General features: G+C 60.2%; 23 protein-coding genes. 18 read left to right on the forward strand and 5 right to left on the reverse strand.

The window, feature by feature from the left end; all coding sequences use genetic code 11:
• Positions 1 to 76: 76 nt before the first annotated feature.
• The gene (locus C4K40_RS04100; protein ID WP_053136911.1) at positions 77 to 1771 is read right to left on the reverse strand and encodes a lactate permease LctP family transporter; all 1695 of its coding nucleotides are present in this window, start codon (positions 1769 to 1771) and stop codon (positions 77 to 79) included.
• A gap of 260 nt (positions 1772 to 2031) precedes the next feature.
• On the opposite strand from C4K40_RS04100, the gene C4K40_RS04105 reads away from it, so the two are divergent.
• Positions 2032 to 2799, forward strand: coding sequence for a GntR family transcriptional regulator (locus C4K40_RS04105; protein WP_022642144.1), 768 nt, complete (start codon positions 2032 to 2034; stop codon positions 2797 to 2799).
• A gap of 81 nt (positions 2800 to 2880) precedes the next feature.
• Here the strand turns inward: C4K40_RS04105 and smpB are convergent, their stop codons facing one another.
• The gene (gene smpB / locus C4K40_RS04110) at positions 2881 to 3363 is read right to left on the reverse strand and encodes an SsrA-binding protein SmpB (protein ID WP_022642145.1); all 483 of its coding nucleotides are present in this window, start codon (positions 3361 to 3363) and stop codon (positions 2881 to 2883) included.
• 116 nt (positions 3364 to 3479) lie between these two features.
• Here smpB and C4K40_RS04115 point away from each other — a divergent pair, with 116 nt between their 5' ends.
• The 3 genes from C4K40_RS04115 to C4K40_RS04125 are packed head-to-tail and all read left to right on the forward strand — an operon-like array spanning position 3480 to position 5632.
• The gene (locus tag C4K40_RS04115; protein WP_053136913.1) at positions 3480 to 4883 is read left to right on the forward strand and encodes a sodium-dependent transporter; all 1404 of its coding nucleotides are present in this window, start codon (positions 3480 to 3482) and stop codon (positions 4881 to 4883) included.
• Between the two features lie 7 nt (positions 4884 to 4890).
• Entirely contained in the window at positions 4891 to 5325 is a 435-nt protein-coding gene (locus tag C4K40_RS04120) for a type II toxin-antitoxin system RatA family toxin (RefSeq protein WP_022642147.1), read from the forward strand.
• On the forward strand, positions 5318 to 5632 hold the full coding sequence (locus tag C4K40_RS04125) for an RnfH family protein (RefSeq protein ID WP_053136916.1): 315 nt from the start codon (positions 5318 to 5320) through the stop codon (positions 5630 to 5632). Before C4K40_RS04120 ends, C4K40_RS04125 begins: the two co-directional genes overlap by 8 nt.
• A 63-nt stretch (positions 5633 to 5695) precedes the next feature.
• On the opposite strand, the gene C4K40_RS04130 is transcribed toward C4K40_RS04125, so the two are convergent.
• Positions 5696 to 6223, reverse strand: a complete 528-nt coding sequence (locus tag C4K40_RS04130) for an outer membrane protein assembly factor BamE (protein WP_022642149.1) — start codon at positions 6221 to 6223, stop codon at positions 5696 to 5698.
• Positions 6224 to 6321: 98 nt separating this feature from the next.
• On the opposite strand from C4K40_RS04130, the gene fur reads away from it, so the two are divergent.
• Positions 6322 to 6729 (forward strand): ferric iron uptake transcriptional regulator, encoded by a 408-nt coding sequence (gene fur, locus C4K40_RS04135; RefSeq protein WP_031320826.1) that lies wholly within the window; start codon positions 6322 to 6324, stop codon positions 6727 to 6729.
• 105 nt (positions 6730 to 6834) lie between these two features.
• Here the strand turns inward: fur and recN are convergent, their stop codons facing one another.
• Positions 6835 to 8508 carry a DNA repair protein RecN gene (gene recN / locus C4K40_RS04140; RefSeq protein WP_022642151.1) on the reverse strand — a complete coding sequence of 558 codons (1674 nt, stop codon included), beginning with the start codon at positions 8506 to 8508 and terminating at the stop codon, positions 6835 to 6837.
• Between the two features lie 250 nt (positions 8509 to 8758).
• Here recN and grpE point away from each other — a divergent pair, with 250 nt between their 5' ends.
• From grpE to C4K40_RS04180, 8 genes are all read left to right on the forward strand, one after another.
• On the forward strand, positions 8759 to 9325 hold the full coding sequence (gene grpE / locus C4K40_RS04145) for a nucleotide exchange factor GrpE (protein WP_022642152.1): 567 nt from the start codon (positions 8759 to 8761) through the stop codon (positions 9323 to 9325).
• A gap of 102 nt (positions 9326 to 9427) precedes the next feature.
• Complete coding sequence (gene dnaK / locus C4K40_RS04150; protein WP_022642153.1) at positions 9428 to 11344, forward strand: molecular chaperone DnaK; 1917 nt, start codon at positions 9428 to 9430, stop codon at positions 11342 to 11344.
• A gap of 321 nt (positions 11345 to 11665) precedes the next feature.
• A complete protein-coding gene (gene dnaJ / locus C4K40_RS04155) occupies positions 11666 to 12790 on the forward strand; it encodes a molecular chaperone DnaJ (protein WP_022642154.1) in 1125 nt (374 codons plus the stop codon).
• Between the two features lie 10 nt (positions 12791 to 12800).
• Positions 12801 to 13607, forward strand: coding sequence for a 4-hydroxy-tetrahydrodipicolinate reductase (dapB, locus tag C4K40_RS04160; RefSeq protein WP_031320828.1), 807 nt, complete (start codon positions 12801 to 12803; stop codon positions 13605 to 13607).
• A 255-nt stretch (positions 13608 to 13862) separates the two neighbouring features.
• Positions 13863 to 14999 carry a glutamine-hydrolyzing carbamoyl-phosphate synthase small subunit gene (carA, locus tag C4K40_RS04165; protein ID WP_053136919.1) on the forward strand — a complete coding sequence of 379 codons (1137 nt, stop codon included), beginning with the start codon at positions 13863 to 13865 and terminating at the stop codon, positions 14997 to 14999.
• Positions 15000 to 15127: 128 nt separating this feature from the next.
• Positions 15128 to 18349: a carbamoyl-phosphate synthase large subunit gene (gene carB, locus C4K40_RS04170; protein ID WP_053136922.1), complete on the forward strand. Its 3222-nt coding sequence runs from the start codon at positions 15128 to 15130 to the stop codon at positions 18347 to 18349.
• The gene (gene greA / locus C4K40_RS04175) at positions 18346 to 18822 is read left to right on the forward strand and encodes a transcription elongation factor GreA (protein ID WP_053136925.1); all 477 of its coding nucleotides are present in this window, start codon (positions 18346 to 18348) and stop codon (positions 18820 to 18822) included. The genes carB and greA overlap by 4 nt, the downstream gene beginning before the upstream one ends.
• 28 nt (positions 18823 to 18850) lie before the next feature.
• Positions 18851 to 19255 carry a hypothetical protein gene (locus C4K40_RS04180; RefSeq protein ID WP_053136928.1) on the forward strand — a complete coding sequence of 135 codons (405 nt, stop codon included), beginning with the start codon at positions 18851 to 18853 and terminating at the stop codon, positions 19253 to 19255.
• Positions 19256 to 19267: 12 nt separating this feature from the next.
• Here C4K40_RS04180 and C4K40_RS04185 read toward each other — a convergent pair whose 3' ends face one another.
• The gene (locus tag C4K40_RS04185) at positions 19268 to 19576 is read right to left on the reverse strand and encodes a YhbY family RNA-binding protein (protein WP_022642160.1); all 309 of its coding nucleotides are present in this window, start codon (positions 19574 to 19576) and stop codon (positions 19268 to 19270) included.
• Positions 19577 to 19682: 106 nt separating this feature from the next.
• On the opposite strand from C4K40_RS04185, the gene rlmE reads away from it, so the two are divergent.
• The 5 genes from rlmE to tpiA all read left to right on the forward strand — a co-directional run bounded on the left by rlmE (position 19683) and on the right by tpiA (position 25454).
• Positions 19683 to 20312, forward strand: a complete 630-nt coding sequence (gene rlmE, locus C4K40_RS04190) for a 23S rRNA (uridine(2552)-2'-O)-methyltransferase RlmE (RefSeq protein WP_031320836.1) — start codon at positions 19683 to 19685, stop codon at positions 20310 to 20312.
• A gap of 201 nt (positions 20313 to 20513) precedes the next feature.
• Positions 20514 to 22418, forward strand: coding sequence for an ATP-dependent zinc metalloprotease FtsH (ftsH, locus tag C4K40_RS04195; protein WP_053136931.1), 1905 nt, complete (start codon positions 20514 to 20516; stop codon positions 22416 to 22418).
• 8 nt (positions 22419 to 22426) lie between these two features.
• Positions 22427 to 23278 (forward strand): dihydropteroate synthase, encoded by an 852-nt coding sequence (gene folP, locus C4K40_RS04200; RefSeq protein ID WP_031320839.1) that lies wholly within the window; start codon positions 22427 to 22429, stop codon positions 23276 to 23278.
• Positions 23279 to 23294: 16 nt separating this feature from the next.
• The gene (gene glmM, locus C4K40_RS04205; protein ID WP_022642165.1) at positions 23295 to 24632 is read left to right on the forward strand and encodes a phosphoglucosamine mutase; all 1338 of its coding nucleotides are present in this window, start codon (positions 23295 to 23297) and stop codon (positions 24630 to 24632) included.
• A gap of 66 nt (positions 24633 to 24698) precedes the next feature.
• Entirely contained in the window at positions 24699 to 25454 is a 756-nt protein-coding gene (tpiA, locus tag C4K40_RS04210; protein ID WP_031320841.1) for a triose-phosphate isomerase, read from the forward strand.

Below are 25454 nucleotides of genomic sequence, written 5' to 3' on the forward strand. Positions count from 1 at the left end.
GCAAGCTTTCAGCAGCCTTGCAGACCGGGTAGTGAATGACTGGCGCCGCGATTCCTTGCGGCGCCATCAGTATTGCCTAGTGCACCAGCATGCCGGTGAACCAGTAGGCCTGGGCCAGGGTGATCAGACCGACGATAGTGGCAAAGAACAGGCTGTGCTTGAGGGTGAAGCGGAACAGATCGGACTCCTTGCCCACCAGGCCGGTGGCGGCGCAGGCCACGGCGATCGACTGCGGCGAGATCATCTTGCCGGTCACGCCGCCGCTGGTGTTGGCCGCCACCAGCAGGGTGTCATTGACCCCCAGTTGATGCGCGGTGGTGGCCTGCAGCGAACTGAACAGGGCGTTGGACGAAGTATCGGAACCGGTGAGGAACACCCCCAGCCAGCCCAGGAACGGCGAGAAGAACGGGAAGGCCGCGCCGGTGGCCGCCAGGACCAGGGCCATGGTCGAAGACATGCCCGAGTAGTTGGTGACGAAGGCGAAGGCCAGCACCATGCCGATGGACAGGATCGGCCAGCGCAGCTCGTAGAAGGTTTCCTTTAAAGTGGTCAGACCAGTTTTGAAGTCGATCTTCAGTACCAGCATGGACAGCAGTGCCGAGAAGAAGATCGCGGTGCCGGTGGCCGAGATCGGGTCGAACTTGAACACCGCAGGAATGGCTGTGGGCGTGGTGACGATCGGCGCCACCTTGATCACCAGCTGATCCAGGTGCGGGATGGCGAAGTTGAACACCCAGGCGTACATCGCGCCACCGGTGGCGAACATCGCCTTGAATGGCTTGAGGGTCCAGATGGTGACCAGCACGGTGAGGATCAGGAATGGCGACCAGGCCTTGAAGATCTGGCCCAGGCTGTAGGGCGAGGCCAGGGTGCTGCGTGGCTGGCCGAAGCCGCCGGCGCTGGCGGTGATGGCGATGTCGGCGCTGACCCCGGGAATGCGCGCGCCGGCGCTGCGCTTGGGTTGCCAGACCTTCAGGAACAGCGTCAGGGCGACCAGGCTGGCCAGGGCCGAGGTGATGTCCGGCAGCTCCGGACCGATGAAGTTCGAGGTGAAGTATTGGGTCACGGCGAAGCTCAGGCCGGCCACCAGTGCCGCTGGCCAGGTCTCCCTGACGCCGCGCAGGCCATCCATCATGAACACCAGCCAGAACGGCACGAACAGCGACAGCAGGGGCAATTGGCGGCCGGTCATGGCGCCGATCTTGAAGGCGTCGATACCGGTCACCTGGCCGGCGACGATGATCGGGATGCCCAGGGCGCCGAAGGCCACTGGCGCGGTGTTGGCGATCAGGCACAGGCCCGCGGCGTACAGCGGGTTGAAGCCCAGGCCCACCAGCAGGGCGGCGGTGATCGCCACTGGCGCGCCGAAGCCTGCGGCACCTTCGAGGAAGGCGCCGAAGCAGAAGCCGATCAGCAGTACCTGCAGGCGCTGGTCGTCGGTGATCGACAGCACCGAGCTGCGGATGATCTCGAACTGGCCGCTCTTCACGGTCAGCTTGTAGAGGAATACGGCGGCGACGATGATCCAGGCGATGGGCCAAAGACCGTAGGCAAATCCATAGCCAGCGGCAGCCAGGGCCATGTCGGCGGGCATCTGGAAGGCGAAGATCGCCACCAGGATCGACAAGGCCAGAGTGATGCTCCCAGCGACATGTCCCTTGAGGCGGAACACGGCCAGAGCCAGGAAGAAGAACACGATCGGGATGACAGCGGCGAGAGCGGACAGGCCGAGGCTGCCGAGCGGGCTATAGAGCTGTTGCCAGGTTTGCATAGTGGGGTGGCCCCTAATTGTTGTTGGTCAGGCACTACTAGCGACTTGGTTAATTGGTAAGACCAATTTACAATCGCTGTTGGCTAGGGTAAAAGCCCGATGCTCGGTGTGTCAATTTGCCGCCCTAGAACTTTTGTCGAAAGCGGGCGCGGGAGCGCATCTGATCGCTGGAAATGTCTGCCTTCTGCCAGGTGTTGGCGCGGCGTGAATAGGCCAGAATAGAGCCCCCCGACGATGGGTCGGAGGCTGGGGAGTGAGTGATGGGGTTTGACCAGATACGCCAGCGCCGTTTGTCCGACGACATAGTCGAGCGCCTGGAAGCGATGATTCTCGAAGGTACCTTGAAGGCGGGTGAACGCTTGCCGGCCGAGCGCGCCCTGGCCGAGCAGTTCGGGGTTTCACGTCCATCGCTGCGTGAAGCGATCCAGAAGTTGACCGCCAAGGGGTTGCTGATGAGCCGCCAGGGCGGCGGCAATTATGTGGTGGAAGCCCTGGGCTCGACCTTCAGCGATCCACTGCTGCATCTTCTGGAAAACAATCCCGAGGCCCAGCGTGATCTATTGGAGTTCCGCCATACCCTCGAAGCGTCCTGCGCCTACTACGCGGCGCTGCGGGCGACCCCGGTGGATCGCGAGCGCCTGACCCAGGCCTTCGAAGAGTTGCAGGATTGCTACGCCCATGCCAATGACGACAGTCGCAGCGAGGAGGGTGCGGCGGATGCCCGGTTCCATCTGGCGATTGCCGAGGCTAGCCATAACGCTGTGCTGTTGCACACCATTCGCGGGCTGTTCGATCTGCTCAAGCGCAACGTGGTGACCAATATCGGCGGCATGTACAAGCAGCGCACGGAAACCCGCGAGATGCTGATCAGCCAGCACCGTGACCTGTACCTGGCGATTATCGAAGGGCGTGCGGAGGACGCGCGCGAAGTCTCCAGTCGGCACATTCTCTATGTGCAGGAGGTGCTCGAGGAGGTGCGGCAGGAAGTACAGCGGGTGGCCCGGGCCGAGCGGCGCAAGGGCATCTGATGCAAATCGCCGGTACTGCGGTTCCTGCATCGATGGTGCAGAAACCGCAGTACCGGCGATGACGACTTCAGGGTAGGACGGTCAGTCTTCCTTGCCCTTGGTCCGCACGGCGCGCTGCAATTCCCGGTCGGAATCGCGCTCGCGCTCGGTGTGCCGCTTGTCATATTCCTTCTTGCCCTTGCCCAGTGCGATCTCGCACTTGACCAGGTGCTTGCTCCAGTAGAGCGAAAGGCAGACGCAGGCATAACCCTTCTGCTGCACCGCGGCGAACAGCTTTTCCAGCTCGCGCTGGTTGAGCAGCAGCTTGCGCGTGCGCGTCGGGTCGGCGATGACGTGGGTGCTGGCGGTGGTCAGCGGGGTGAAATGGCTGCCGAACAGCCAGGCCTCGCCATCCTTGAGCAGCACGTAACTGTCTACCAGTTGTGCCTTGCCCGCCCGCAGGCTCTTTACTTCCCAGCCGGCCAGGACCAGTCCAGCCTCGAAACGATGTTCGATGAAGTAATCGTGACGCGCCTTTTTGTTTTGCGCGATGGTCCCTGTTGGGTGTTTCTTCTGTTTAGCCATAGGGGCGGCATTATAGGGAGTTGCGCGGTCGCCCGCTACGGTGATGCAGCGTGCTTGAGCAGGTTGATTGAATCCCGGACAATGCGCGCTCTTTTTTTCGGTTGGGCGCGTTAACGATGTCGACAGACAGGGTCTCTGTCCACGGCGGCTGGGCAAGCCGCTGGGTCTTTATACTCGCAGCAACTGGTTCGGCCGTAGGCCTGGGGAGCATCTGGAAATTCCCCTATATGGTTGGCGTCTATGGTGGCGGTGCTTTTGTCCTGGTGTTCCTGGCGTGTATCGCCCTGATCGGCTTGCCGGTGATGCTGGCCGAAACCCTGATCGGGCGCCGGGCTCGGCAGAGTCCGGCCAACGCCTTGAAAGTCCTGGCCCAAGAGGCCGGGCATTCGGCCAAGTGGTCCTGGGGTGCCTTCGCCGGAATGATCACGGCGTTGCTGATCCTTTCCTTCTATAGCGTGGTCGGTGGTTGGTCGCTGGACTACATCATCGACATGGGGCGCGGTGATTTCAGCGGCGTCACGGCCGAGCAGGTCAGCGCCTACTTCGCTTCGGTGACCGCCGATCCTTGGCGCCTGACCCTCTGGCACACCCTGTTCATGGCGCTGTCGGCGCTGGTGATCGCCAAGGGTGTGGTCGCCGGGCTCGAGCGTAGTCTGCGGGTCATGATGCCGCTGCTGTTCGTCATGTTGCTGGTGCTGCTGGGCTACAGCATGACTACTGGGCACTTCATGCAGGGCCTGCACTTCATGTTCGACTTCAGCCTGGAGCGCCTGCTGGATGGCCTGTTGCCGGCCATGGGCCATGCCTTCTTCTCCCTGAGCGTGGGGGTTGGGTCGATCATGATCTACGGCGCCTACATGCCCAAGCATTCGTCCCTGGCCGGAACGGTGGTGGGCGTGGCGCTGCTGGACACCTTTGTCTCGCTGTTGGCCGGGATGGCGCTGTTCCCCATCGTCTTCGCGGCGGGCCTGAACCCCAGTGAGGGGCCGGGACTGATGTTCATCAGCCTGCCGTTCGCCTTCGGAAATGTGGCGTTCGGCCAGCTCATGGGCGTAGTGTTTTTCATCCTGGTGGCCATCGCCGCATGGAGTTCGGCCATCTCTCTGCTGGAGCCGATGGTGGCTTATCTTGTCGAGAGGACTAAAATCCGCCGCGCCTGGGTGACATTCTGGCTGGCGTTCAGCTGCTGGTTCGTGGGGTTGGGAACGGTGTTTTCCTTCAACATCTGGCAGCAGGCCAAGTTTTTCGTGAACGAAGGCGGCGCTTTCCACCTCTACCAATGGGGGGCGGCTGGCGGCCTGGACTTCTTCGGCGTGATCGACTTCTTCACCTCGCGGATCATGTTGCCTCTAGGCGGTTTGTGCTTCGTGGTATTTGCAGGTTGGGTGATGGGCCGTGAGGCGGTGCGTGATGAGCTGTCGCTGCGTAGCCCCTTGTTGTTCGCCCTGGCCTTGTTTTTGATGCGCTATGTGGCGCCCGTCGGCATTCTTGTGGTGTTTGCCGCCCAGTTGTGGAAATGAAGCTCACATGACGACCCATATTCAACGCTCGGCCCTTTTGCCCTATCCGGCGCAGTTTCTGTATGACCTGGTCAACGATGTGGCCCGGTATCCGGAGTTCCTCCCTTGGTGTTCTTCGTCCACGGTGCTGGAGAGCAGCGCCGAACAGATGCGTGCCAGCCTGGAGGTGGCCAAGGGGGGGCTGAGCCAGCACTTCGTCACTCGCAACACCTTGGTGCCGGGTCAGTCGATCGAGATGAATCTGGAGGAGGGGCCGTTCAACCAGCTGCACGGCCTGTGGATATTCAAGCCGCTGGGGGAAAAGGCCTGCAAGATCAGCCTCGACCTATCGTTCGACTACGCCGGGCCGCTGGTTCGCGCCACCCTGGGGCCGTTGTTCAACCAGGCGGCGAATACCCTGGTGGATGCCTTCTGCCAGCGCGCCAAGCAACTGCATGGCTGAGCCCATGATGCGGATAGAAGTGGTGCATGCCGCGGTAGATCGCCAATTGCTGGTCGAGGTGCAGGTGCCTGAAGGCACGACCCTGCGTGTTGCGCTGCTGGCTTCTGTCCTGGGCGAGCATTTTCCCGAGCTGGACTTGGCAAGCTGTCCGGTCGGGATCTTCGGCAAGCAGGTCAACGACCCGGGGCGGCATGTGCTCCAGGATGGGGAGCGGATCGAGATCTACCGTCCGCTGTTGGCCGATCCCAAGGAAGTGCGGCGCATGCGAGCGGCCAAGGCTGCCCAGGCGCGCAAGCTCGAAGGGTAGCTGCAGGTTGCGACAGGCAATAAAAAAGCCCGGGTAATCCCGGGCTTTTTAGTGGCCGCAGATTTATTGCGGCGAGGTGTCCAGTGGCTCTGGCGTAGGTACTGGAACGGTTTCGACACCATCCACGTCCTTCTGGATCTGGTCCAGCAAGGAGCCAGGCTTGGCCGGTTTCTCGGCCTTGGGCTTCTCGGCGTTTTCGGCTGGAGTGGTAACGGTGTTGCCGTTCTCTTTACCCAGCAGGGCCTCGTCGCGGCTCACGCCTGGCATGAAGTCGCCGGCCAGGCTGACCAGTTGATCGCCTTCATTGAAGATCAGGCTGATGCGTTCCTGCTGGCGTTCGCCACCACCAGGTTGCAGGCTGTAGAGATAATCCCAGCGATTGGCATGGAACGTGTCGGTCAGCAGAGGGTTGCCCATGATAAACCGTACTTGCCGCCGGGTCATTCCAGGGCGCAACTGGTCTATCATGTCCTGCGTCACGACATTGCCCTGCTGGATGTCGATTTTGTAAACCCCGGGGAATGAACAACCGGCGAGTGCGAGCAGTCCCACGAAGGTGAAACTGGTTAGCAAGAGCTTGGTGTTTTGCATCGGTGGGCGACTTCCACTATCTTGGCTGGGACAACGTAAACCCCGATCATACCCGCATTAAGAGAAGCTGCGAAGCAGCATCGGCGAGAAAGCTGACCATGGTTGAAAATAGCGAACTACGTAAAGCCGGCCTTAAAGTGACTCTGCCACGGGTCAAGATTCTACAAATGCTCGATTCCACCGAGCAGCGGCACATGAGCGCTGAAGATGTCTACAAGGCGCTGATGGAGGCTGGTGAAGATGTCGGGTTGGCCACGGTCTACCGTGTACTGACTCAATTCGAAGCCGCCGGACTGGTGGTACGTCATAACTTCGATGGCGGCCATGCTGTATTCGAACTGGCTGACGGCGGCCACCACGACCATATGGTCAACGTGGAGTCTGGCGAAGTGATCGAATTCTTCGACGAAGAAATCGAGAAACTCCAGAAGGCGATTGTCGAGAAGCACGGTTTCGAACTGGTGGATCACAATCTTGTGCTGTATGTGCGCAACAAGAAGAAATAAGCTTCCTACGCGACTTTCATAGTCGTGAAACGATCGAAGGCGACCCTAGGGTCGCCTTCGTGTTTTCTAGTATGAAGACTCTTATATAAAGGAAGGGGCCGGGGCTCAGGCCTTGGTGGTCACCACCATCTTTTTGGCGTGAGCCAGGGATTCCTTGGTCAGGTCGATGCCGCCCAGCATCCGGGCGATTTCCTCGACTCTTTCGTTTTTACCCAGCTTGGATACCGCGGTATGGGTCGCGTTGCTGCCGCGCACCTTGTGCACGAACAGATGCTGGTGTCCTTGCGCGGCGACCTGTGGCAAGTGGGTGACGGTCAGTACCTGCCCACGCTCGCCCAGGCGCCGCAGCAACTGGCCGACGATCTCGGCGGTCGGCCCGCCGATACCCACGTCGACTTCGTCGAATACCAGGGTCGGGACTCGTGATGTCTGGGCGGTGATGACCTGGATCGCCAGGCTGATGCGTGACAGTTCGCCACCCGAGGCTACCTTGGCCAGGCCCTTGAGGGGTTGGCCGGGGTTGGCGCTGACCAGCAGCTCGACCTGTTCCAGGCCGTGGGGCAGCAGTTCGTCGCCGGCATTGGCTCGTAGTTCGATGGTGAAGCGCCCGCCGGGCATGCCCAGGCGCTGGATCTCCTGCTCCACTGCGTTGGCCAGGCCGGTGGCGGCCTGCTGGCGCAGTTGGCTCAACTCCTGGGCCTTCTCGTGATAATGCCGCGCGAAAGACTGCAGTTCGTCGCCCAGTCGCTCGATGGATTCGTCGTTGGCGTCCAGGGTCTCGATCTCGTCCAGCAAGGTCTGTTGCATCGCGGCCAGTTCGAAGGGCTGGATGCGATGCTTGCGAGCCAGGGTGTAGATGGAGTCGAGACGCTCCTCCAGGTGCTGCAGGCGTGCCGGGTCGGCGTCGAAGTTGTCAACGAAGCGATTCAGTTCCCCCACGGCTTCTTCCACCTGGATCTGGGCGCTGGCCAGCAGGTTGGTAGCCTCCGCCAGGGCTCCTGACGAGCTGCCGATGCTGGTCAGGCGGTTGAGGCTGACGGTCAGGGCGTTGAGTACATTGCCCGAGTCGCTTTCGCTGCACTGTTCCACTACTTGCCGGCAGATGCCCAGCAGGGTTTCGGCGTTGGTCAGGTTCTTGTGTTCCTGCTCCAGTTCCTCGAGTTCGTTCTCGCCCAGGCCGAGGTTTGCGAGTTCTTCCAGCTGGTAGCTGAGCAGTTGGTGGCGGGCTCGTTGTTCGTCGCCGGAATTGGACAGGCGCTCCAGCTCCTGGCGGGTCTGGCGCCAGCGTTGTGCGGCAAGCTGCACCTGGCGCGCCAGGTCGGTGGCGCCAGCATATTCATCCAACAGGCGGCGATGGGTATCGGTCTTGAGCAGCGACTGGTGTTCGTGCTGGCTGTGGATGTCGATCAACAGCTCGCCCAGGGCCTTGAGGTCGCCGAGAGGGCAGGGGGTGCCGTTGATATAGCCGCGGGAGCGGCCTTCGGCGGTGATCACCCGGCGCAGGATGCAGGGGCCGTCGGTGTCCAGGTCGCGCTCGGCCAGCCAGGTGCGGGCTTCTGGTATGTCTCCCAGGTCGAAGGTGGCGAGGATGTCGGCTTTGTCCGCGCCCGGTCGCACCACGCCGCTGTCGGCACGATCACCCAGGGTCAGGCCGAGCGCGTCGAGCATGATCGACTTGCCGGCGCCGGTTTCGCCTGTGATGACGCTCATCCCGCGATCCAGCTCCAGGTCCAGGTGTTCGACGATGGCGTAATTATGTACGGACAGGTGCACCAGCATTAAGGCCGCTCCCAAACTAGATGTCTGGTTATTTATACAGTGTTTTGTTTCTGGCTGACAATGCCTTCCCTTAGCTCGATTCGCTTGGCTGTCGTTGCTCTTTAGCGCGTTCGGGAATGAGGTTGCCCTGGATTTGTCGGTCCGTGCCGACTTTTGCCATGGTGGCGGGCTTGAACCCGGAAAATGCGTCCCCATATAGCTGGGCAGAAGAGTGGGTTCGACCCACGGACGATATTGAAAGGAGAATTTCATGGCTGACGAACAGACCCTGGACACGCAAAACCCGGATACCAATCAGGCCCCCGAGGTTGCGGGTGAAGACCTTGCAGCTCGCGTACAAGTGCTCGAAGAGCAGCTGGCTACCGCGCAGGACCAGGCTCTGCGCGTCGCTGCCGATCTGCAGAACGTCCGCCGCCGTGCCGAGCAGGACGTGGAAAAGGCCCACAAGTTCGCTCTCGAGAAGTTTGCCGGCGACCTGCTGCCGGTGATCGATAGCCTGGAGCGCGGCCTGGAGCTGTCCAGCCCGGATGACGAGAGCATTCGTCCGATGCGCGAAGGCATCGAGCTGACCCTCAAGATGTTCCACGACACCCTCAAGCGCTACCAACTGGAAGCCATCGACCCCCATGGCGAGCCCTTCAACGCTGAACAGCACCAGGCCATGGCCATGCAGGAAAGCGCCGACGTCGAGCCCAACAGCGTTCTCAAGGTGTTCCAGAAGGGTTACCAGCTCAACGGTCGCCTGTTGCGCCCGGCCATGGTCGTGGTCAGCAAGGCTCCAGCACCGGTTTCGCCTTCGATCAACGAGAAGGCTTGAAAACGGCTGTAGAGCCCCCATTTATCAGTCAAGCGTTTAAGTGCTACCGCAGTTTGCCACCACAGCTGCGGCATCCAAATCCAAAGTTTCGGGAGAGTTAACATGGGCAAAATCATTGGTATCGACCTGGGGACCACCAACTCGTGCGTTTCCATTCTTGAAAACGGCAACGTAAAAGTTATCGAGAACGCCGAAGGCGCGCGTACCACTCCATCGATCATTGCGTACGCCAACGATGGCGAAATCCTGGTAGGTCAGTCGGCCAAGCGTCAGGCTGTAACCAACCCGCACAACACCCTGTACGCGGTAAAGCGTCTGATCGGTCGCCGCTTCGATGAAGAAGTGGTGCAGAAAGACATCCAGATGGTCCCTTACAAGATCGTCAAGGCCGACAACAGCGACGCCTGGGTCGAAGTGAACGGCCAGAAGATGGCTCCACCACAGATTTCGGCTGAAATCCTGAAGAAAATGAAGAAGACCGCCGAAGACTACCTCGGCGAGTCCGTGACCGAAGCGGTGATCACCGTTCCGGCCTACTTCAACGACAGCCAGCGCCAGGCCACCAAGGATGCCGGTCGCATCGCCGGTCTGGACGTGAAGCGCATCATCAACGAACCAACCGCGGCGGCTCTGGCCTACGGCATGGACAAGGCCAAGGGCGACCATACCGTGATCGTCTACGACCTGGGTGGCGGTACCTTCGACGTTTCGGTGATCGAGATCGCTGAAGTCGATGGCGAGCACCAGTTCGAAGTGCTGGCTACCAACGGCGACACCTTCCTGGGTGGCGAAGACTTCGACATCCGCCTGATCGACTACCTGGTAGACGAGTTCAAGAAAGAAAGCGGCATGAACCTCAAGGGTGACCCGCTGGCCATGCAGCGCCTGAAGGAAGCTGCCGAGAAGGCCAAGATCGAGCTGTCCTCGAGCCAGCAGACCGACGTCAACCTGCCGTACATCACTGCAGATGCCACCGGTCCTAAGCACCTGAACGTGAAGATCTCCCGCGCCAAGCTGGAGTCGCTGGTCGAAGACCTGGTTCAGCGCACCATCGAGCCATGCCGTATCGCCCTGAAAGACGCCGGTATCGACGTTGGCTCGATCAACGACGTGATCCTGGTCGGCGGCCAGACCCGTATGCCGCTGGTACAGAAAGCCGTGACCGATTTCTTCGGCAAGGAAGCTCGCAAGGACGTCAACCCTGACGAAGCCGTTGCCATGGGTGCTGCCATCCAGGGCGCCGTACTGGCCGGTGACGTGAAGGACGTACTGCTGCTGGACGTCAGCCCGCTGACCCTGGGTATCGAAACCATGGGTGGCGTGATGACCGCGCTGATCGAGAAGAACACCACCATTCCGACCAAGAAGTCCCAGGTGTTCTCGACTGCCGACGACAACCAGGGCGCCGTGACCATCCACGTGCTGCAGGGCGAGCGCAAGCAAGCCGCGCAGAACAAGTCGCTGGGCAAGTTCGACCTGGCCGACATTCCACCGGCTCCACGTGGCGTGCCGCAGATTGAAGTGACCTTCGACATCGACGCCAACGGCATCCTGCACGTAGGTGCCAAGGACAAGGCTACCGGCAAGACTCAGTCGATCGTGATCAAGGCCAACTCGGGTCTGTCGGATGAAGAAATCCAGCAGATGATCCGTGATGCCGAAGCCAACTCGGAAGAGGACCGCAAGTTCGAAGAGCTGGCGACTGCCCGTAACCAGGGCGATGCGCTGGTGCACTCGACTCGCAAGATGGTGGCTGACGCCGGTGACAAGGTGACCGCTGAAGAGAAGACCGCCATCGAAGCTGCCGTGGTTGCCCTGGAGGCTGCCGTCAAGGGCGACGACAAGGCTGCCATCGAAGCCAAGGTCGAAGAGCTGTCGAAGGTTTCGGCTCCGGTTGCCCAGAAGATGTACGCCGAACAGGCCCAGCCTGCTGAAGGCGCGGCCCCGCACGCCGAGTCCGCCGAAAAGGCCGATGACGTGGTCGATGCCGAGTTCGAAGAAGTGAAAGACAACAAGTAATGGCTTGTTGGTCGGCCGGTTGACTGCCTTCAGGCGGTGACTGGTAGGATGTCGCCGCGCGGGAGCTTGCTCCCGCGTTGGCGTGTCTGGAGTCAGTGAATTTCTAACGGCATGCAACCTTGGTTTGCGTGCTGGCGGTCAGCTTCGAAAGCTCCTGCTTTCCAGCTGCGATGACCGCGATGGTCGATCCGCAACCGGGTCGGCTTCCAAGACCAGGATCGTTGAATTGACGTGAGTTGGGTCCGGGCCTGTAGAGGGGCTCAGCGAGTTTGGCGGAGCTCAGGAGGGGTTTGCCGGACGTCCTTAAGAGTGCAAAGACTTATGGCAAAGCGTGACTATTACGAAGTGTTGGGTGTGGAGCGTGGCTCCAGCGAAGCGGAGCTGAAGAAGGCTTATCGTCGCCTGGCGATGAAGCACCACCCGGACCGTAATCCCGGCGACAAAGCGTCGGAAGATCTGTTCAAAGAGGCCAACGAGGCCTATGAAGTGCTGTCCGATTCCAGTAAGCGCGCAGCCTATGATCAGTATGGTCATGCCGGTGTGGATCCGAGCATGGGTGGCGGCGGTGCCGGTTTCGGTGGGCAGAACTTCTCCGATATCTTCGGCGATGTGTTCAGCGACTTCTTCGGTGGCGGCCGCGGCAGCTCGCGCGGCGGCGCCCAGCGTGGCAGCGACCTGCGTTACACCCTGGAGCTGAACCTGGAAGAAGCGGTGCGCGGTACCACGGTCAATATCCGTGTGCCGACACTGGTCAACTGCAAGCCGTGCGATGGTTCGGGTGCCAAGAAGGGGTCGTCGCCGGTCACTTGCCCAACCTGTGGCGGTATTGGCCAGGTGCGCATGCAGCAGGGCTTCTTCTCTGTGCAGCAAACCTGCCCGCGTTGCCATGGCCAGGGCAAGATCATTTCCGATCCGTGCGAGTCGTGCCACGGCGAAGGTCGGGTCGAAGAGTACAAGACCCTGTCGGTGAAGGTGCCGGCTGGTGTCGATACCGGCGACCGTATCCGCCTGTCGGGTGAGGGCGAAGCCGGAACCCAGGGTGGTCCCACCGGCGACCTGTATGTGGTGATCAATGTGCGCGAGCACGCGATCTTCCAGCGCGATGGCAAACATCTGTTCTGTGAAGTGCCGATCAGTTTTGCCGATGCGGCCTTGGGTGGCGAGCTGGAGATTCCGACTCTGGATGGCCGGGTCAAGCTGAAGATCCCCGAGGGCACCCAGACCGGCAAGCAATTCCGGGTGCGTGGCAAGGGCGTGGCACCGGTGCGCGGTGGCGGTGCCGGCGACCTGATGTGCCGGGTTGCGGTGGAAACCCCGGTCAACCTGAGTCGTCGTCAGCGTGAGTTGCTGGAAGAGCTGCGCGGCTCGCTGGAAGGCGATAATTCGCATTCGCCCAAGACCGCTGGCTGGTTCGAGGGCGTCAAGCGCTTCTTCGGCGACCTGTAAGGAGTAAGGCATGCGACGTATAGCTGTGATGGGCGCCGCCGGGCGCATGGGCAAGACCCTGGTCGAGGCCGTGCAGTTGCGCTCGCCGCTCTCCGGCCTGACGGCCGCCATCGTGCGTCCGGGCAGTTCGCTGGTCGGGGCGGATGCTGGTGAGTTGGCATCCCTGGGGCGCCTGGGCGTACCGATGTCCGACAGCCTGGACAAGGTGGTCGACGAGTTCGATGTGCTGATCGACTTCACCCTGCCCGAGGTGATGCTCAAGAACCTGGCGTTTTGCCGCAAGGCCGGCAAGGCCATGGTGATCGGCACCACGGGCTTGGGGGCCAAGGAAAAGCAACTGTTGGCGGAGGCGGGCAAGGAAATCCCGATCGTCTTCGCGGCCAACTTCAGCGTCGGTGTGAACCTGTCGCTAAAGCTGCTGGACATGGCGGCCCGGGTGCTGGGCGATGATGCGGACATCGAGATCATCGAGGCTCATCACCGGCACAAGATCGATGCGCCGTCGGGCACTGCCCTGCGCATGGGTGAGGTGATTGCCAGCGCCCTGGGGCGCGATCTGCAGCAGGTCGCGGTGTATGGGCGTGAAGGCCACACCGGGGCTCGCGAGCGTGAAACCATCGGCTTTGCGACAGTGCGCGGTGGTGACGTGGTGGGCGATCACACCGTGCTGTTCGCCACCGAGGGCGAGCGCCTGGAGATCACCCACAAGGCCTCCAGTCGGATGACCTTCGCCAAGGGGGCGGTGCGTGCGGCCTTGTGGCTGGATGGTCGCGAGCCTGGGTTGTACGACATGCAGGACGTGCTAGACCTGCGTTGAGATGTATCCGGAGCGGTGTCGGGCCTCGAGTTCGGCTCCGCTCCAGGCCGCCAAGCGATGTCCTGTCGCATTCTCCAGCCTTTGAGGCTCATTAACGGTGGACCGAAAAAGCATTTTTCTGTAAGCTACAGCTTTAGTGTGTCCACTAAAAGCGCGCAGATAATTCGGTGAAGAAGCGGGGTGACGTGTCCAAACGTCATTCCGCTTTTTTGCAACCTGCGATCGCCCCTTCAGGCTCTATATACGGGAGGTCTCTTGACTAAGCCAGCCATACTCGCCCTTGCTGATGGCAGCATTTTTCGCGGCGAAGCCATTGGAGCCGACGGTCAAACCGTTGGTGAGGTGGTGTTTAACACCGCAATGACCGGCTATCAGGAAATCCTTACCGATCCTTCCTACGCCCAGCAAATCGTTACCCTGACCTACCCTCATATCGGCAATACCGGCACCACGCCGGAAGATGCCGAGTCCGATCGCGTCTGGTCGGCCGGCCTGGTCATTCGCGACCTGCCCCTGGTGGCCAGCAACTGGCGTAACACCCTGTCCCTGTCTGATTACCTGAAAGCCAACAACGTGGTGGCGATCGCCGGTATCGATACCCGTCGCCTGACCCGCATCCTGCGTGAGAAAGGTGCACAGGACGGCTGCATCATGGCGGGCGACAACATTTCCGAGGAAGCCGCCATCGCCGCAGCGCGTGGCTTCCCGGGCCTGAAGGGCATGGACCTGGCGAAAGTCGTCAGCACCAAGCGGAGCTACGAATGGCGTTCGACTGTCTGGGACCTGAAGACCGACAGCCATGCCACTATCGAGGCCTCCGAACTGCCTTACCACGTGGTCGCCTATGACTACGGGGTCAAGCTGAACATCCTGCGCATGCTGGTAGAGCGCGGTTGCCGCGTCACCGTGGTGCCGGCCCAGACGCCAGCGAGCGAAGTGCTCGCACTCAACCCTGATGGCGTGTTCCTGTCCAACGGTCCTGGCGATCCCGAGCCTTGCGACTACGCGATCAAGGCGATCAAGGAAGTCCTGGAGACCGAGATCCCGGTGTTCGGTATCTGCCTGGGTCACCAACTGCTGGCCCTGGCTTCCGGTGCCAAGACCGTGAAGATGGGCCACGGCCACCACGGTGCCAACCACCCGGTCCAGGACCTGGATACCGGCGTGGTGATGATCACCAGCCAGAACCACGGTTTCGCGGTGGACGAAACTACCCTGCCGGATAACGTCCGGGCGATCCACAAGTCGCTGTTCGACGGCACCCTGCAGGGTATCGAGCGTACCGACAAGAGCGCGTTCAGCTTCCAGGGCCACCCTGAGGCCAGCCCTGGCCCGAACGATGTGGCGCCACTGTTCGACCGCTTCATCAACGAGATGGCCAAGCGACGCTAAGCGCTCGCCTTGAAAGTGTAGCGAGACGCGCCCGAGGGCGGCCCCGGTGAACCGGTGGAGTCCCCTCAGGCGCCTCAGAGAATGTTCAAGACGGCTTGCCGACTGACCTGCGGATTTGAGTGACAACCATGCCAAAACGTACAGACATTAAAAGCATCCTGATTCTCGGCGCTGGCCCGATCGTGATCGGCCAGGCCTGCGAGTTCGACTATTCCGGCGCCCAGGCCTGCAAGGCCCTGCGCGAAGAAGGTTTCCGCGTCATCCTGGTGAACTCCAACCCCGCCACCATCATGACCGACCCGGCCATGGCCGATGCCACCTACATCGAGCCGATCAAGTGGCAATCGGTGGCCAAGATCATCGAGAAGGAGCGTCCTGACGCCCTGCTGCCGACCATGGGCGGCCAGACCGCGCTGAACTGCGCCCTGGACCTGGAGCGCGAAGGCGTCCTGGAGAAATTCGGTGTGGAAATGATCGGCGCCAACGCCGATACCATCGACAAGGCCGAAGATCGCTCGCGTTTTGACAAGGCGATGAAGGCCATCGGCCTGGAGTGCCCGCGCTCCGGTATCGCCCACAGCATGGAGGAGGCCAATGCGGTCCTCGACAAGCTGGGCTTCCCTTGCATCATTCGTCCGTCCTTCACCATGGGCGGCACCGGTGGTGGCATTGCCTACAACCGTGAAGAGTTCGAAGAAATCTGCGCCCGTGGCCTGGACTTGTCGCCAACCAAGGAGCTGCTGATCGACGAATCTCTGATCGGCTGGAAGGAATACGAGATGGAGGTGGTCCGTGACAAGAAGGACAACTGCATCATCGTCTGCTCCATCGAGAACTTCGATCCGATGGGTGTGCACACCGGCGACTCGATCACCGTCGCTCCGGCCCAGACCCTGACCGACAAGGAATACCAGATCATGCGCAACGCCTCGCTGGCGGTGCTGCGTGAAATCGGCGTCGAGACCGGTGGTTCCAACGTGCAGTTCGGTATCTGCCCGAACACTGGCCGCATGGTTGTGATCGAGATGAACCCGCGGGTATCGCGTTCCTCGGCCCTGGCTTCCAAGGCTACCGGCTTCCCGATCGCCAAGATCGCCGCCAAGCTGGCTGTCGGCTACACCCTCGACGAGTTGCAGAACGACATTACCGGTGGTCGTACCCCAGCGTCTTTCGAGCCTTCGATCGACTATGTGGTTACCAAGCTGCCGCGCTTCGCTTTCGAGAAGTTCCCGAAAGCCGATGCCCGCCTGACCACGCAGATGAAATCCGTGGGTGAAGTCATGGCCATCGGCCGTACCTTCCAGGAATCGCTGCAGAAAGCCCTGCGTGGCCTGGAGGTCGGTGTTTGCGGCCTGGATCCCAAGGTCGACCTGGCCAGCCCCGAGGCTGCCGCCATCCTCAAGCGCGAGCTGACCGTTCCGGGTGCTGAGCGTATCTGGTATGTGGCCGACGCCCTGCGCTCGGGTATGAGCTGCGACGAAATCTACGCCCTGACCGGTATCGATCACTGGTTCCTGGTGCAGATGGAAGACCTGATCAAGGAAGAAGAGAAGGTCAAGACCCTGGGCCTGGCCAACATCGACAAGGCGCTGATGCTGCGCCTCAAGCGCAAGGGCTTCTCGGACCAGCGGCTGGCCAAGTTGCTGGGTATCACCGACAAGAACCTGCGTCGTCACCGCCACAAGCTGGAAGTGTTCCCGGTCTACAAGCGTGTCGACACCTGTGCGGCCGAGTTCGCCACCGACACTGCATACCTTTACTCGACCTACGAGGAAGAGTGCGAAGCCAATCCGTCGACCCGCGACAAGATCATGATCCTGGGCGGCGGTCCGAACCGTATCGGCCAGGGCATCGAGTTCGACTACTGCTGTGTGCACGCGGCGCTGGCCCTGCGCGAAGACGGTTACGAGACCATCATGGTCAACTGCAACCCGGAAACCGTTTCCACTGACTACGACACCTCCGATCGCCTGTACTTCGAGCCACTGACCCTGGAAGACGTGCTGGAAGTCGTGCGGGTCGAGAAGCCGAAGGGCGTGATCGTCCACTACGGCGGCCAGACTCCGTTGAAGCTGGCTCGTGCCCTGGAAGAGGCCGGCGTGCCGATCATCGGCACCAGTCCTGACGCCATCGACCGCGCGGAGGATCGCGAGCGCTTCCAGCAGATGGTTCAGCGCCTGAACTTGCTGCAGCCGCCGAACGCCACCGTGCGCAGCGAAGACGAGGCCATCCGTGCCGCTGGTACCATCGGCTATCCGCTGGTGGTTCGTCCGTCCTACGTGCTGGGCGGTCGCGCCATGGAGATCGTCTACGAGTTGGACGAGCTCAAGCGCTACCTGCGTGAAGCGGTACAGGTGTCCAACGACAGTCCGGTGCTGCTCGACCACTTCCTCAACTGCGCCATCGAGATGGACGTGGATGCGGTCTGCGACGGCACCGACGTGGTAATCGGCGCGATCATGCAGCACATCGAACAAGCAGGTGTTCACTCCGGTGACTCCGCCTGCTCGTTGCCACCTTACTCGCTGAGCAAGGAAGTGCAGGACGAAGTCCGCGTACAGGTCAAGAAGATGGCCCTGGAGCTCGGCGTGGTCGGCCTGATGAACGTGCAACTGGCACTGCAGGGCGACAAGATCTACGTGATCGAGGTCAACCCGCGCGCCTCGCGTACCGTGCCGTTCGTTTCCAAGTGCATCGGCACCTCTCTGGCGATGATCGCGGCCCGTGTCATGGCTGGTAAGTCGCTGAAAGAGCTGGGCTTCACTCAGGAAATCATTCCGAACTTCTATAGCGTCAAGGAAGCGGTGTTCCCGTTTGCCAAGTTCCCTGGTGTCGACCCGATCCTCGGCCCGGAAATGAAGTCCACCGGCGAAGTGATGGGTGTGGGTGATACCTTCGGCGAAGCCTTCGCCAAGGCCCAGATGGGCGCCAGCGAGGTTCTGCCTACCGGCGGTACTGCGTTCATCAGCGTACGGGATGACGACAAGCCCCTGGTTGCAGGCGTGGCTCGTGATCTGATCAACTTGGGCTTCGAAGTAGTGGCCACTGCGGGCACTGCCAAGGTGATCGAGGCAGCCGGTCTGAAAGTGCGTCGTGTGAACAAGGTGACTGAAGGTCGTCCGCATGTGGTCGATATGATCAAGAACGACGAAGTCACTCTGATCATCAACACCACTGAAGGTCGTCAATCGATCGCTGACTCCTACTCCATTCGTCGTAACGCCTTGCAGCACAAGATCTACTGCACCACTACGATCGCTGCTGGCGAAGCTATCTGCGAAGCGTTGAAGTTCGGTCCTGAAAAAACCGTGCGTCGCTTGCAGGATCTACACGCAGGATTGAAGGCATGAACAAATACCCTATGACCGTCCAGGGCGCTCGCGCCCTGGAAGAAGAGCATGCTCACCTGACCAAGGTCGTGCGTCCGAAGCTTAGCCAGGACATCGGCACCGCCCGCGAGCTGGGTGACCTGAAGGAAAACGCCGAATACCATGCTGCGCGCGAGCAGCAGGGTATGGTCGAGGCGCGGATCCGCGATATCGAAGGCCGCCTGCAGAACTCGGTGGTCATCGATGTCACGACCATCGCTCATACTGGCAAGGTGATCTTTGGCACCACGGTGGAGATCGCCAACGTCGAGACCGATGAAAGCGTGACCTACCAGATCGTTGGTGAGGACGAGGCTGATATCAAGCTCGGCAAGATCTCCGTTGCTTCGCCAATCGCCCGTGCCCTGATCGCCAAGGAAGAGGGTGATGTGGTTGCGGTCACAACGCCTGGTGGCGTTATCGAGTATGAGATTGTCGAAGTTCGTCACATCTGAAAGAAGGCGCCCGCTGCATGCGGGCGCCATGCTTTGGCAGCTGACCCAGATGTTGTGGGTCGGCGGCTTGTGGCTACTGCATCTTGGGCTGCTGCCAGCTCTTGGGCAGATTGGCCTTGCGCCGTTGTTGATCGAGGAGATCTCGACGCTGCTCAGTGCGCTGCTGGTGGGTTTTTCAGCGGTGTGCCTGGTCCTTCAGACGTTGGTGTTGATCCAGTCCGAGGGGTTGCAGAGCTTGTGGCGGGACATTCGGGGGCAACTGCTATTGATGGCGACGTATGCATGTGCGATGTATTTCGCTGTGCACATACTGTTGCCTGAGTCTCAGCGCTGGCAGCTGTTCAGCTATCTGATCCTGGGATTTTCCGGTTTGCTGCTGGTCTTGCAACCGGTGCCGGGGTGGGGTGGCAGGGTGCGACAAGCACACCCTTGACCCGGGCCGACGTCAGTTGAAGCGATGGACGTTCGACAGTTGCTTGTTTACCTTGGCGTTCTTGCGGTAGATCAGCGCCATTTTACCGATGGATTGCACCAGGTCCGCCTTGCCGGCCTTGCACAGTTCGGTAATGGCTTCCTGGCGCGACTCGCGCTCGAGGATGTTGAGCTTGATCTTGATCAGCTCGTGATCGCTCAAGGCGCGTTCAAGTTCGGCTAGTACACCTTCGGTCAAACCGTTATCAGCCACAGTCAATACTGGTTTCAGATGGTGGCCAATGGATTTGAACTGTTTCTTCTGCTCTTGAGTGAGCGGCATAATCTGACCCCTGCGTCTGATCTTGAAAAAAAGCGGCGGCCAGTTTACCCGAGCGAGTCCGGGACCGCCCAGTTAATCACGACGCGTTTTATTTTTGAGGTGGCCCGTGGCCCGTTCCAAGACTAGCCATAACTGGCTGAAAGAACATTTCAACGACCCATTCGTCAAAATGGCGCAAAAAGATGGGTACCGTTCCCGCGCCAGCTATAAGTTGCTGGAAATCCAGGAAAAGGATCGCCTGATCCGTCCGGGCATGAGTGTTATCGACCTGGGGGCGGCTCCTGGGGGCTGGTCGCAGGTGACCAGTCGTCTGATTGGTGGCCAGGGGCGCCTTATCGCTTCCGATATCCTGGAAATGGACAGTATCCCCGATGTGACCTTCATCCAGGGCGACTTCACTGAAGACGAAGTATTCGCGCGGATTCTTGAAGCTGTAGGAAATTCCGAGGTCGACCTTGTGATTTCCGACATGGCCCCCAATATGAGTGGATTACCAGCCGTAGACATGCCACGAGCGATGTTCCTGTGCGAGCTGGCATTGGATCTTGCCGGTCGGGTGCTGCGTCCGGGTGGCGATTTCCTGATCAAGATCTTCCAGGGAGAAGGTTTCGATGAGTTCCACAAGAGTGTCCGGCAGATGTTCGAGAAAGTGCAGATGCGCAAGCCGACATCTTCTCGTGATCGCTCCAGGGAACAGTACCTGCTGGGGCGTGGCTTTCGTGGGCGCGCCGAGTAAATGAAGGTTTTGGGCGGGGTGATAGGATTTTCGTATTTCGCCCCGTTGGATTAAGCGAATATTGTGTAGTCTAGGTTTCACATAGGGTTACAGACGGCGCCTGCCAGAGCTGTAGGTAATGTAGTAAGTTAGGCCGGTGAATATCATGCGAAGCGCGCGCCAGTAGCGGAGCTTGCTTCAGAGGGTAGTTAATTGAACGACATGGCAAAGAATCTGATCCTTTGGTTGATCATCGCGGCTGTCCTGGTGACGGTGATGAACAACTTCTCCAGCCCTAACGAGCCGCAGACCCTCAACTATTCCGACTTTATTCAACAAGTTAAGGATGGCAAGGTCGAGCGAGTTGCCGTTGACGGTTATGTGATCACCGGCAAGCGCAACGATGGCGACAGCTTCAAGACCATCCGTCCCGCGATCCAGGACAACGGCCTGATCGGCGACCTGGTGGATAACCATGTAGTGGTCGAAGGCAAGCAGCCCGAGCAGCAGAGCATCTGGACCCAGTTGCTGGTGGCCAGCTTCCCGATCCTGGTGATCATCGCGGTCTTCATGTTCTTCATGCGCCAGATGCAAGGTGGCGCCGGCGGCAAGGGTGGGCCGATGAGCTTCGGCAAGAGCAAGGCTCGCCTGCTGTCCGAGGATCAGGTGAAAACTACCCTGGCTGACGTTGCCGGTTGCGACGAGGCCAAGGAAGAAGTTGGTGAGTTGGTTGAATTCCTGCGTGATCCGGGCAAGTTCCAGCGCTTGGGTGGTCGTATTCCTCGTGGCGTGCTGATGGTCGGTCCGCCAGGTACTGGTAAGACTTTGCTGGCCAAGGCTATTGCCGGTGAGGCGAAGGTACCGTTCTTCACTATTTCCGGTTCCGATTTCGTCGAGATGTTCGTCGGCGTGGGTGCCAGCCGTGTTCGCGATATGTTCGAACAGGCCAAGAAACATGCTCCCTGCATCATCTTCATCGATGAGATCGATGCTGTCGGTCGTCACCGTGGTGCCGGCATGGGTGGCGGTCATGATGAGCGCGAGCAGACTCTCAACCAGTTGCTGGTGGAGATGGATGGTTTCGAAATGAATGACGGCATCATTGTGATCGCCGCCACCAACCGTCCTGATGTACTGGATCCTGCGCTGTTGCGTCCTGGTCGTTTCGACCGCCAGGTAGTGGTCGGCCTGCCGGACATTCGTGGCCGTGAGCAGATCCTCAAGGTTCACATGCGCAAGGTGCCGATGGGTGACGACGTTGCTCCTGCAGTGATCGCGCGCGGTACCCCGGGCTTCTCCGGTGCCGACCTGGCCAACCTGGTCAACGAGGCTTCGTTGTTCGCTGCGCGTGGTGGCAAGCGCATCGTCGAGATGAAGGAGTTCGAACTGGCCAAGGACAAGATCATGATGGGCGCCGAGCGCAAATCGATGGTCATGTCCGAGAAAGAAAAGCAGAACACCGCCTACCACGAAGCTGGTCATGCCATCGTCGGTCGAGTAGTGCCTGAGCATGATCCAGTCTACAAGGTCTCGATCATCCCTCGTGGTCGGGCTCTGGGCGTCACCATGTTCCTGCCGGAAGAGGATCGCTACAGCCTGTCCAAGCGCGCTCTGATCAGTCAGATTTGCTCGCTCTACGGTGGTCGTATCGCCGAGGAGATGACCCTGGGCTTTGATGGCGTGACCACCGGTGCCTCGAACGACATCATGCGGGCCAGTCAGATTGCCCGGAACATGGTGACCAAATGGGGGCTTTCCGAGAAGCTGGGGCCGCTGATGTATGCGGAAGAAGAAGGCGAAGTGTTCCTGGGTCGTAGCGCGGCTAGCCAGCATGCCAGTCTGTCTGCTGAAACGGCGAAGCTGATCGACTCCGAAGTTCGCAGCATCATCGATCAGTGCTATGGCACTGCCAAGCAAATCCTTACTGACAACCGCGACAAGCTGGATGCCATGGCAGACGCCTTGATGAAGTACGAGACCATCGATGCCGACCAGATCGACGACATCATGGCCGGGCGCACTCCACGTGAACCTCGTGACTGGGAAGGTGGCTCGGGTACTACGCCTCCAGTGGTGCAGAACGAGCGTCCGGAAACACCTATCGGTGGCCCTGCCGCCGATCACTAAGGTTCTAAATGACTTCTGTTTCTTCCTCCACCCGGTTGCCTTGCGGCAACCGGGTTCTTGATTTAGCCCGTGCGCATGTCATGGGTATCTTGAATGTCACTCCCGATTCCTTTTCCGACGGTGGCCGGTTCAACCAGCTGGATGTGGCTTTGCGCCATGCCGAAGCTATGGTTGCGGCCGGTGCTACGCTGATCGATATAGGCGGAGAGTCGACTCGCCCAGGAGCGCGGGCGGTATCGCCGCTGGAAGAGTTGGAGCGAGTGGCGCCAGTGGTCGAGCGAATAGGTCGCGAACTGGACGTGATCATTTCTGTTGATACTTCGACGCCAGCTGTCATGCGGGAGACCGCGCGGCTTGGTGCTGGGTTGATCAATGATGTGCGCTCGCTTCGTCGTGACGGCGCTCTGGATGCCGCCGCCGCCAGTGGCTTGCCCGTATGCCTGATGCATATGCTCGGTGAGCCAGGGGATATGCAGGACAGTCCGCACTATCAGGATGTGACCCGTGAAGTGGGAGCATTCCTGGCTGAGCGCATGGACGCCTGTGCGGCTGCAGGAATTGATGCGCAGCGGATCATCCTCGATCCTGGTTTTGGTTTCGCCAAGACCCTGCAGCACAATCTGAGCCTGTTCAAGCACATGGAGGCCCTGCACTCCCTGGGGCGGCCGCTATTGGTGGGTGTCTCGCGCAAGAGCATGATCGGCCAGGCCCTTGAGCGTCCCGTAGGCGAACGGCTGCATGGCAGCCTGGCATTGGCTGCGCTGGCTGTGGCCAAGGGAGCGAAAATTATCCGCGTCCATGATGTCGCCGAGACCATGGATGTAGTGCGAATGATTACGGCTGTGGAATCCGCCGAATAAGAATGATGGAGTACCTATGACTAAGAAATACTTTGGCACCGACGGCATTCGTGGCCGTGTGGGCGAATACCCAATTACTCCTGATTTCATGCTCAAGCTCGGATGGGCGGCCGGTATGGCTTTTCGCAGCATGGGCGCTTGCCGGGTTCTGGTGGGCAAGGACACGCGAATTTCCGGCTACATGTTCGAATCGGCTCTGGAGGCCGGGCTGTCGGCGGCTGGTGCTGATGTCATGCTGCTCGGGCCTATGCCGACCCCGGCGATTGCCTATCTGACGCGTACTTTCCACGCAGAAGCGGGCATCGTCATCAGTGCGTCGCATAACCCCCACGACGACAATGGCATCAAGTTCTTCTCGGGAGAGGGCACCAAGCTGCCTGATGAAGTCGAACTGATGATCGAGGAGTTGTTGGATGCGCCCATGACCGTGGTGGAGTCCAGCAAGCTCGGCAAGGTGTCGCGAATCAATGATGCCTCGGGACGCTACATCGAATTCTGCAAGAGCAGTGTTCCCTCCAGTACCAGCTTTGCGGGCCTGAAGATCGTTCTCGACTGCGCCCATGGTGCCACCTACAAGGTCGCGCCGAGCGTGTTCCGCGAGCTGGGGGCCGAGGTCACCGTGCTGTCGGCACAGCCCAATGGTTTGAATATCAACGAGAACTGCGGCTCGACCCATATGGCGCAGTTGCAGGCTGCGGTCCTGGCTGAACATGCCGACTTGGGTATCGCCTTCGATGGTGATGGTGACCGAGTGCTGATGGTCGACCAGACGGGGGCGATCGTCGACGGCGACGAATTGCTGTTCATCATCGCTCGCGACCTGCATGAGCGCGGCAAGCTGCACGGGGGGGTGGTTGGAACCCTCATGAGTAACCTGGGCCTGGAGTTGGCCCTGGCGGACCTGGGTATTCCTTTTGTCCGTGCCAATGTTGGTGACCGCTATGTGATTGCTGAGTTGCTGGAGCGCAACTGGCTGGTGGGTGGCGAGAACTCCGGGCACATCGTGTGTTTTCGTCATGCCACCACGGGCGATGCGATCATCGCTGCACTGCAGGTGCTGATGGCGCTCAAGGCTCGTGGCGAAAGCCTGGCTCAGTGCCGGCAGGGGCTGCGCAAATGTCCACAGGTTCTGGTCAACGTACGTTTTGGTGGTGGTGATAGCCCCGTCGAGCACCCTGCGGTGAAGGAAGCTTGTGAGCGAGTGACTGCTGCGATGGCGGGGCGTGGACGGGTCCTGCTGCGCAAGTCCGGAACAGAGCCTCTGGTGCGGGTCATGGTCGAAGGTGACGATGAAATCCAGGTTCGTGCCTATGCCGATGAGCTGGCAAAACTGGTTGCTGAAGTTTCTGCCTGATTTCAGCTTGCCAGTGGTGTTTTGGTTGGGTAACATCTGCGCCCACTTTGACCGACGAGGTAAAGCATGCGTCGCCCTATGGTAGCTGGTAACTGGAAGATGCACGGTACCCGCGCCAGCGTCGCTGAGCTGATCAATGGCCTTCGTCATCTGGCCTTGCCAAGCGGTGTTGATGTTGCGGTGTTCCCGCCTTGCTTGTACATCAATCAGGTGATTGATGGCTTGAAAGGCAAGTCGATCATGGTCGGCGCGCAGAACTCCGCAGTAGAGCCGATGCAGGGTGCGTTGACGGGCGAGATCGCCCCGAGTCAATTAGTGGATGCAGGTTGTTCCCTGGTATTGGTTGGGCACTCCGAGCGCCGTCAGATGATGGGCGAGCGTGATGTGACTCTCAATCGCAAGTTCGCAGCAGCACAGGCCTGTGGTTTGAAGCCGGTTCTGTGTATAGGGGAGACCCTGGAGCAGCGCGAAGCCGGGAAGACTCTTGAGGTTGTCGGGCGTCAGCTGGGCAGCATCATCGAAGAGTTGGGTGTTGGTGCGTTTGCCAATGCTGTTATCGCTTACGAGCCGGTCTGGGCCATTGGCACCGGGCTGACGGCAACACCGCAGCAAGCTCAGGATGTGCATGCAGCCATCCGCGCGCAGCTGGCGGCAGAGAATTCTGAAGTGGCACGAGGTGTGCGGCTTCTATACGGCGGCAGCGTGAAAGCGGCCAATGCGGTCGAACTGTTCGGCATGCCGGATATCGATGGGGGGCTCATTGGTGGGGCTTCCCTGAATGCAGATGAGTTCGGTGCGATTTGTCGCGCCGCGGGAAACTGA

Origin of the sequence: Pseudomonas sp. CMR5c (assembly GCF_003850545.1) — a bacterium.
GTDB lineage: Bacteria > Pseudomonadota > Gammaproteobacteria > Pseudomonadales > Pseudomonadaceae > Aquipseudomonas > Aquipseudomonas piscis.

Coding starts and splice junctions, on each gene's coding strand:
- C4K40_RS04180 (WP_053136928.1), top strand. CDS start 18,851: ATGCTTTGGCAGCTGACCCAGATGTTGTGGGTCGGCGGCTTGTGGCTA.
- carB (WP_053136922.1), top strand. CDS start 15,128: ATGCCAAAACGTACAGACATTAAAAGCATCCTGATTCTCGGCGCTGGC.
- tpiA (WP_031320841.1), top strand. CDS start 24,699: ATGCGTCGCCCTATGGTAGCTGGTAACTGGAAGATGCACGGTACCCGC.
- grpE (WP_022642152.1), top strand. CDS start 8,759: ATGGCTGACGAACAGACCCTGGACACGCAAAACCCGGATACCAATCAG.
- dapB (WP_031320828.1), top strand. CDS start 12,801: ATGCGACGTATAGCTGTGATGGGCGCCGCCGGGCGCATGGGCAAGACC.
- ftsH (WP_053136931.1), top strand. CDS start 20,514: ATGGCAAAGAATCTGATCCTTTGGTTGATCATCGCGGCTGTCCTGGTG.
- C4K40_RS04125 (WP_053136916.1), top strand. CDS start 5,318: ATGGCTGAGCCCATGATGCGGATAGAAGTGGTGCATGCCGCGGTAGAT.
- glmM (WP_022642165.1), top strand. CDS start 23,295: ATGACTAAGAAATACTTTGGCACCGACGGCATTCGTGGCCGTGTGGGC.
- C4K40_RS04120 (WP_022642147.1), top strand. CDS start 4,891: ATGACGACCCATATTCAACGCTCGGCCCTTTTGCCCTATCCGGCGCAG.
- C4K40_RS04100 (WP_053136911.1), bottom strand. CDS start 1,771: ATGCAAACCTGGCAACAGCTCTATAGCCCGCTCGGCAGCCTCGGCCTG.
- greA (WP_053136925.1), top strand. CDS start 18,346: ATGAACAAATACCCTATGACCGTCCAGGGCGCTCGCGCCCTGGAAGAA.
- fur (WP_031320826.1), top strand. CDS start 6,322: ATGGTTGAAAATAGCGAACTACGTAAAGCCGGCCTTAAAGTGACTCTG.
- C4K40_RS04105 (WP_022642144.1), top strand. CDS start 2,032: ATGGGGTTTGACCAGATACGCCAGCGCCGTTTGTCCGACGACATAGTC.
- C4K40_RS04185 (WP_022642160.1), bottom strand. CDS start 19,576: ATGCCGCTCACTCAAGAGCAGAAGAAACAGTTCAAATCCATTGGCCAC.
- smpB (WP_022642145.1), bottom strand. CDS start 3,363: ATGGCTAAACAGAAGAAACACCCAACAGGGACCATCGCGCAAAACAAA.
- folP (WP_031320839.1), top strand. CDS start 22,427: ATGACTTCTGTTTCTTCCTCCACCCGGTTGCCTTGCGGCAACCGGGTT.
- recN (WP_022642151.1), bottom strand. CDS start 8,508: ATGCTGGTGCACCTGTCCGTACATAATTACGCCATCGTCGAACACCTG.
- C4K40_RS04115 (WP_053136913.1), top strand. CDS start 3,480: ATGTCGACAGACAGGGTCTCTGTCCACGGCGGCTGGGCAAGCCGCTGG.
- C4K40_RS04130 (WP_022642149.1), bottom strand. CDS start 6,223: ATGCAAAACACCAAGCTCTTGCTAACCAGTTTCACCTTCGTGGGACTG.
- dnaJ (WP_022642154.1), top strand. CDS start 11,666: ATGGCAAAGCGTGACTATTACGAAGTGTTGGGTGTGGAGCGTGGCTCC.
- dnaK (WP_022642153.1), top strand. CDS start 9,428: ATGGGCAAAATCATTGGTATCGACCTGGGGACCACCAACTCGTGCGTT.